Source organism: Nostoc sp. DedQUE09, assembly GCF_034530915.1.
Taxonomy (GTDB): domain Bacteria; phylum Cyanobacteriota; class Cyanobacteriia; order Cyanobacteriales; family Nostocaceae; genus Nostoc.
Genome location: NZ_JAVRCE010000035.1, coordinates 66,726 through 74,225, shown reverse-complemented (window position 1 = coordinate 74,225; position 7,500 = coordinate 66,726). Strand labels below are relative to the sequence as shown.

The 7,500-nt window shown below is 46.2% G+C and carries 4 protein-coding genes and 1 pseudogene; 2 read left to right on the top strand and 3 right to left on the bottom strand.

What is annotated here, in order from left to right:
- Positions 1-206 precede the first annotated feature (206 nt).
- Together ruvA and RMY27_RS21405 are read right to left on the bottom strand one after the other, a co-directional pair.
- Complete coding sequence (gene ruvA / locus RMY27_RS21410; RefSeq protein ID WP_109007998.1) at positions 207-839, bottom strand: Holliday junction branch migration protein RuvA; 633 nt, start codon at positions 837-839, stop codon at positions 207-209.
- The gene (locus RMY27_RS21405; RefSeq protein ID WP_322666566.1) at positions 839-1,597 is read right to left on the bottom strand and encodes a sucrose-phosphate phosphatase; all 759 of its coding nucleotides are present in this window, start codon (positions 1,595-1,597) and stop codon (positions 839-841) included. The genes ruvA and RMY27_RS21405 overlap by 1 nt, the downstream gene beginning before the upstream one ends.
- An 83-nt stretch (positions 1,598-1,680) precedes the next feature.
- On the opposite strand from RMY27_RS21405, the pseudogene RMY27_RS21400 reads away from it, so the two are divergent.
- Together RMY27_RS21400 and RMY27_RS21395 are read left to right on the top strand one after the other, a co-directional pair.
- Positions 1,681-2,025 (top strand): annotated as a pseudogene (locus RMY27_RS21400) (Uma2 family endonuclease); the annotation flags it as partial.
- Between the two features lie 178 nt (positions 2,026-2,203).
- Complete coding sequence (locus tag RMY27_RS21395; protein ID WP_322666564.1) at positions 2,204-3,214, top strand: chemotaxis protein CheB; 1,011 nt, start codon at positions 2,204-2,206, stop codon at positions 3,212-3,214.
- Positions 3,215-3,217: 3 nt separating this feature from the next.
- Here RMY27_RS21395 and RMY27_RS21390 read toward each other — a convergent pair whose 3' ends face one another.
- Positions 3,218-7,366 (bottom strand): PAS domain-containing protein, encoded by a 4,149-nt coding sequence (locus tag RMY27_RS21390; RefSeq protein WP_322666562.1) that lies wholly within the window; start codon positions 7,364-7,366, stop codon positions 3,218-3,220.
- Positions 7,367-7,500: the final 134 nt, after the last annotated feature.

Below are 7,500 nucleotides of genomic sequence, written 5' to 3'. Positions count from 1 at the left end.
TTTTGACTGATACGCTTGTAAATTAAGGACTTTTAGGGAATGAAACAGCCCTGGGGGGGCAGGGGGGCAGGGGAGCAGGGGAGCAGGGGGGCAGGGGGGCAGGGGAGCAGGGGAGCAGGGGGGCAGGGGAGCAGGGGAGCAGGGGGGCAGAGGGAAAATAACTAATAACTAATGACAAATGACTAAGGACAAATGACTAATGACTATTAAACTTGTTCGCTGCTGAGATGAGCGATCGCTTGTTTAATCCAATCTTCGACATAGGCATCTTTGGGTAGTCCGATATCTTCACTTACCACATGGAGAGCGTGACTGACCTCATGGGCAGTATATCCCAAGGCGAAGAGGGTCATTTGTACCTCTTCGAGAATTCCTGGTGCTGGCCCGCCTGTGGCGACGAAGAACCCGGCTGATTTGCGCCACTCGACTAATTTGCTTTTCAGTTCCAAACAGATGCGTTCTGCGATTTTTTTGCCCACTCCTGGAGCCTGAATGAGGATTTGTGTATTGCCAGCGATAATTGCTTGGACTAAATCTGGTAGTTCCAGAGTGTCTAGGAGTGCGATCGCTAAGGCTGCACCAATACCTGTGACAGTGAGCAAGTGGCGAAATAAATCGCGTTCGGCTGGGGAAGCAAAGCCATATAGAAAGGGCACTTCTTCACGAATTTGCAAATGGGTAAAAATTTGCGCCACTCCTCCTGACTCTGGTAACTGATTGGCTAGCCGTTGGGGAACTTGCAAATCATACCCCAAGCCATTCACTTCCAGAGTCAGAATCACGCGATTAGCGCCAATTGTTTGGATACCAGCGACTATACCTTTTAAATAACTAATCATTACAAGAGACCAAAATAATTTAAGCCTTCAATAATTCCACCTGCACAAAAACCTTTTGCCAGGTAGCGGTGGTCAGCGGGATACTCATTGTGCCATTGGAGTAACTCTTTGCGGGCATTCCCCACAATGATTCCCCGTTCGTTGCCTACAGCAAATAAAGCAATATCATTACCCGAATCACCACAGACAACTGTTTGTTCTGCTGCAAATTTCCACTTCTGGCGTAAAAACTGCATTGCTTGACCTTTATCGCTGGTCAGGGGTACAATGTCAAGGTCTATTCCGCTACTGTAGATTAACTTTACATTTAATTTAGATTTTTGTAACTCTGCTTCAAGTTGTGGTAGAACATTCGCAGATACTTCTTGTTCTAAAAAACAACTCACTTTGAAGGGACGCTGTTCGGAATCTGGTTGCCGAACTAACTCAGGATATTTTTTCGTAATAGATAATACAGTTTCCCGTTCCCATCCCGGAGAGAGGATTTCTGACCAACCTGAGTCGGGAGTATCAGTACCATCTAGGTAAATTTCTGTACCCACGGAAAGAACAAGGGCATCCGGTTGCAAAAGATTTTTTTGAGCTTGGAGTTCTTTGTAAAGTACAGGCGATCGCCCCGTAGAATAAACGATTTTAGTGCCGTATTCTTGGCGATGTCTCTCCAATAGTTGATTTAGTTCTGGTAAAGCGCTGTCATCACCGACGGTACGATACACGAGGGTGTCATCTAAATCGGTTACAAAAAGAAATGGTTTCATGATTAAGACCTCTTGCAAAATTTCGTTATTCTACCGCGTGAAGAGACTTTTGCAAGAGATTTCTTTGTTGAAAACAAAATACTGATGGATACGTGGAAGGTGCGCCAGAATTAGTAGCGGAAGTTGCCGCCAGCAGTGCTAGCAAAGATTTGTATGATAAAAAACGTGCCTATCGTCGCAATGGCATTCAGGAATATATTGTTTGGCAGGTTTTTGATAGCACTGTTAGTTGGTTCAGCTTGCAAAATGGTGAATACGTAGCACTGATCCCAAATGCGTTAGGGATAATTCAAAGTCAAGTATTTCCGGGATTGTGGCTTGATGTATCAGCATTAGTTGCAGGAAATATGCAACAAGTTTTGGCAGTGTTGCAAAAAGGGCTAAGTTCAGTAGAGCATCAGATGTTTATTCAGCAGATAAGTATTTAAAACCTTTGAAAAACGCGAAATTGCATTTCGTGCTATTCGTCTAAAGTCTTATTCATCAAATGAAGAATAAATCCTCTCAAAGCTAGGTGAGCAAATTTTTTGGCTGCGTTAATGTTAAGACTGGCGGTATATGTGCTTTTGTTGCCCACGCTGCTAGACTAGTGAAATTGTTACATTAATGCTTGAACACAATATTATCGTTATTGGAACATCAGCAGGTGGGGTTGAGGCGCTGACTTATCTAGTCAAGCATTTGTCGCCTGACCTCAATGCTGCTGTGATTATAGTTCTTCATGTATCAAGTCACAGCAAAAGTTTTCTGCCAGAAATATTAAGTCGTGCTGGCAAGTTGCCAGTGTCTCACGCTCAGGACGGCGAAGCTATTGTTCATGGTTGGATTTATGTCGCTTTGCCTGACTACCACTTACTGGTAGAACGAGGATATTTGCGTTTGACGCGGGGAGCAAAAGAAAACCGTTGTCGTCCCGCGATCGATCCATTGTTTCGCAGTGCAGCACGAGCCTATGGGCAACGAGTGATTGCTGTACTACTAACAGGTGTGCTTGATGACGGCACGGCGGGAATAATGGCTGTAAAAATGCGGGGCGGTGTGGCAATTGTCCAAAATCCCGACGATGCTTTGTATGCTGATATGCCACGTAATGCGATCGAGAATGTAGAGGATATTGACCGTATCGCGCCACTTTCAGATATTCCTTCTATTTTAGTAGCTTTAGTTAATACGCCAATGGAAGTACAACCAGAAAACCCCATACCTAGCAAGATGGAGTTTGAAACTAAAATAGCGCAATTGAATTTGGAAGCAATAGAAAACGAAGACAAACGACCTGGTAAACCATCAACCTTTGGCTGTCCTGACTGCGGCGGTATGCTCTGGGAAATCGAAGAGGGAAATTTGTTACGCTTCCGCTGCCGCACGGGTCATGCTTATTCAGCAAAAACTTTGCTGACCACGCAGTCTGATAAGGTGGAGGATGCACTATGGCTCGCTTTGAGGGCATTAGAAGAGAAAGCTTCTTTATCACATCGTATGGCTGCAAGGATGGAGGCTCGCAATCAAACCTTGGCGGCACAAAGATTCAAAGAGGAAGCGCACTCTGCCTGGGAGCGCTCCGCCATTATTCGAGAAGTACTTTTGAAGGTCGATTCAAACACAGGTGTTGATTGAAGGTTAAACCGAATCATTTTGAGAAATGGGATGGTTTTGTTTACTGCGTGCAAGTACCACCACAGCTTGAACTAACTCTTCTGGATCGAGGGGCTTGGTAACGTGCAGTTGATAGCCACTGGTTATGGCTCGCTGAGAATCTTCAGTTCTGGCATAAGCAGTCAAAGCGATCGCAGGAATCTTTCCCCCTTTTTCGGGAGTTAAAGCGCGAATCTGTTGAATCAGAGAATAGCCATCAACTTCGGGCATTCCAATATCACTGACTAAAACATCGGGTTGAAAGGATTCTAAGTTTGCTAAAACTTCTGTTGCTTCTGCAACAGTCAGGACTTGCGCGCCGTATTCAGCAAGCAATACTGTTATTAGCTCACGAGCATCGGGGTCATCATCAACTGTGAGGACTCGAATCCCTGTGAGTTCGAGTGCTGATTGTGGCAACTCATCTGTCTGCTTAATTTCCGGTTCCACATTCAGCAGTGGCAACTGGACTGTAAAGGTGGCTCCCAACCCAACACCCGGACTATCAGCCGCGATCGTGCCGCCGTGCGCCTCAACCAACTGCCGGACGATCGCTAACCCCAATCCCAACCCGCCATACTTGCGAGTAATTGAGACATCTTCTTGACGGAATGATTCAAAAATATACGGGAGAAAATCTGGGTTAATGCCTTTACCAGTGTCACTGATGATAATCTGTGCCCGATCGTCAACTCGCTCTAGTCGGGTTTCTACTCGTCCGCCTTTGGGGGTAAACTTGATCGCGTTGGAAAGTAAATTCCAAACGATCTGTTGAAGGCGGTTGGAATCTCCAGAGACTTGCCCAATATTCGGCAGTACTGAATGCAATACAATTGATTTGGAAAGGGCTGCTGTATTTACTGTGTCGAGCGCAGATTCAATCACAAATGCCAAATTCAGTGGAGCCGCATCGATGCTGAGTTTGCCCCGCAGAATTTTGGCGACATCAAGCAAGTCATCAATCAGTTGAGTTTGCAGTTTAGCGTTGCGTTCAATGGTGGCTAAAGCTTCAGCCGTTTTCGTTTCACTAAATTTGCGGTTTTGCAGCAGTTTTGTCCAGCCGAGAATCGGGTTGAGAGGCGATCGCAATTCATGGGAGAGAATGGCCAAAAACTCATCTTTGATTCGATTAGCGCGTTCGGCTTCGGCTCTGGCTGCTTGTTCTAGTTGAAATAGGCGATCGCGTTCGATTTCAGCTTGTTTGCGAGCGGTGATATCCTGGACGTTGCCTACCATCCGTACCGCATTGCCCGCAGCATCATAGAAAACCTGACCTCTAGCCGCTAACCAGCGAATGCCATCAGGATGTATAATCCGGAAATCATCTTCATAATGCTCTTGCTGTTGCTGAATGGTGTTACTCACCCCTTCATTGCCTGAGATGCGATCGTCTGGGTGCAAACGACTTAACCACAGCTCATAGGTGATTTCCTTTGTGCTTGGATCGAGTCCAAACAGATTAATGTACTCTTCAGATACATGAGCTCTGTTGTGGGTAATGTCCCAGTCCCATAATCCCGATTGCGTAGCTTTGTACGCCAATTTCAACCGGGCTTCGCTCTCCTGCAACAGGAGTTCTATCTTTTTGCGATCGGTGATGTCTCGTGAAATCAACAAGATTCGTTCCAGCTGCCCAGAGCCATCCAAAATCGGGCTAACGACCACTTCCCACCATTTCGGTGTGCCTTTTGCAGTTGGGCAGTATCCGCGAAAAATGCTGACTTCGCCTGTTTTAGCGGCAGTGAGTGCATCCTCTGCCTGTTGCCGAGAACTGCCTTCCCAGAAACAGAGCCATTCAGTATTGAGATAGGAATTTAAGTCATCAATTTCCATCAAACACAGTCCACCTGTGTTCATGTACAGCAGCCGCCCATCGAGGCTTAACACATTGATGCAGTCAGAACTGCTGTCTAAAATGCGGTTTTTAAATTCTTCACTCTGGCGCAGGGCAATTTCTGTTTGTTGGCGAGTGGTGATATCTCGCCAGGTGGCAACAAATCCATCTCCACATTTAGCCACGCGGATATCAAAGGCTCTAACTAAGCGTTGTTTTCCGTAATCATCCTCATAAATTAAACTGTCTTTAATGAGTGGCTGCCCTGTTTCTACTACCTGGCAGTATTCATCAAACAATCCACTTTCATGATGCCCTGGTAGTAATTCACACAATCCTCGTCCAATCTGCTGCTCATAAGTCATTTGATTGTTGAAACAAGCTGCACTATTGACATATTCAGTCACAAAATCGACAATCTGTCCCTGCTCATTCCGTACAGCACGGTATACCCCAAAGCAGTCCAGCATATTTTCAACTGAGGTGCGGAAGCGTTCTTCGCTGTCTCGCAGGGCTTGCTCTGCCTGTTTACGATCGCTGATGTCTTCGGCAATCCCGGCAAACCGATAAATCTCTCCTGTTTCATCTCGAAGTGGAAAGCAGCGATCATGAACCCAGCGAATACTACCATTGGGTAAAATAATCCGATATTCCTCATCAAATTTCCCGGCGACAGCTTTTTCATGAAACGCTCTATCTGTCGATTCTCGATCCTCTGGGTGGATGCAATCGACCCATGCTTGTTGTCCTTGATACAATTCCTCCGGGTTCAATCCCCACAGTCGTTTATATGCAGGACTAACATAGCTGACTCGATTTTCCGACACTTCTGCGATCCAGAACACAGCATCAATATTTTCTGCAAGCTGCCGAAAACGTTCCTCACTCTCGCGCAGAGTTTCGGCTGACCGTTTGCGTTCGGTGATATCTAGATCGATACCCGCCATCTGAATTGGTTGCCCCTGTTGGTCGTAGATCGCCTTACCCTGGCTTAATGCCCAGCGAATTGTGCCGTTGGGATATACCACTCGAAATTCAATGTCATATTCTTCTTTGGTGGCGACAGCACGATTGACGGCTGTCAGCACGCGATCGCGATCTTTAGGGTGGACTCGTGCGGCAAACATCTCGAATGAACCGTCAAATTCTGCTGGTTCCAGTCCAAACAAGGCTTCCAGGTTATCCGACCAGGAAATTTTTCCCGTTTGGATGTTCCAGTTCCACGTTCCCATCCGCGAGGCTGATAGTGCTAATCGCAGCTGTTCTTCACTCTCCCGTAATTCTGCTTCTACCCGTCTGCGCTCGGTCAGTTCATTTTGTGCCTGCTGATAGAGTTCCGCTTGGCGAATTGCAATGCCAACTTGAATCGCCAGTTCTTTGAGCAAGTCGATCTCTAAGGGTTGCCACTTTCGAGGAATTGCACAGTTATGAGCAATTAGCAACCCCCAAAAGTGGTTATCGTAAATAATCGGCACGACCAGATTAGCTTTCACTTGAAACTGAGCCAACAATTCAACGTGGCAGGGATCGATACTGCTATGCTGAATATCAAATATTGCCGTTACGTAACCCTGACGATAGCGTTGGATATAATTCTCGACAAAGACGGTATCGTAGCTGACAGTTTCCAATGGATTCCATGCAAGGTAGTTCTTTGCGAGGCAGGGATCGTACATAGTAGAGTCAAGCAGCGATCGCCACTCTGCGCCAACCGATTCTGCTACTACTGTGCCATTACCATCAGGTTTTAACTGAAAAACCAAGACGCGATCGGTGTGTAGAAATTCTCGCACTTCGGCTACAGTTGTCTGAAGAATTTCATCCAGATTTAGCGATTGGTGAATTTTCTGGGTAATATGTGAGACTACGCGCTCTCGTTCAATACGCTGTTGTAGTTGGGTGCGTAGCTGCACTGTTTCAATTGCCCCATTTACCGCTATTTGCAGCCCTTCTGGGGTAATTTGCTCTTTAACAAGATAATCTTGTGCGCCCGCTTTGATCGCCTTAACTGCGATCGCCTCATTGCCCTGCCCAGTGACGACAATCACGGGTAGGCAAGGCTGTTGGGTCGAGGGTTGCAATTGTGCCAGAAATTCTAGTCCGTCTAGGTCGGGCAATCGATAATCAAGCAATACTACATCGGGCTGATGTTGCTGCCAAAGTTCTAGCCCCTGTTGTCCCAGCGTTGCTTCTAGGATAGTGTACGAATATTCGCGATCGCGCAGTAAATACCGCCGATAGAGTTCTCGATCTTCTGGGGAATCATCGACAATTAAGAGAGCGCGCTGTTGCTGAGACATTGTGAATTAATTAATCAAATAGATGTTAACCCACATTCCGCAGGTTGGCATAGAAAATTGACATTTTTCAAGAAATGCTAAAACCCTCATGATGCCAGGATTTAAGCATATTTGATAGATTTATTGGTTCGCTT

Coding starts and splice junctions, on each gene's coding strand:
- RMY27_RS21395 (WP_322666564.1), top strand. CDS start 2,204: ATGCTTGAACACAATATTATCGTTATTGGAACATCAGCAGGTGGGGTT.
- ruvA (WP_109007998.1), bottom strand. CDS start 839: ATGATTAGTTATTTAAAAGGTATAGTCGCTGGTATCCAAACAATTGGC.
- RMY27_RS21405 (WP_322666566.1), bottom strand. CDS start 1,597: ATGAAACCATTTCTTTTTGTAACCGATTTAGATGACACCCTCGTGTAT.
- RMY27_RS21390 (WP_322666562.1), bottom strand. CDS start 7,366: ATGTCTCAGCAACAGCGCGCTCTCTTAATTGTCGATGATTCCCCAGAA.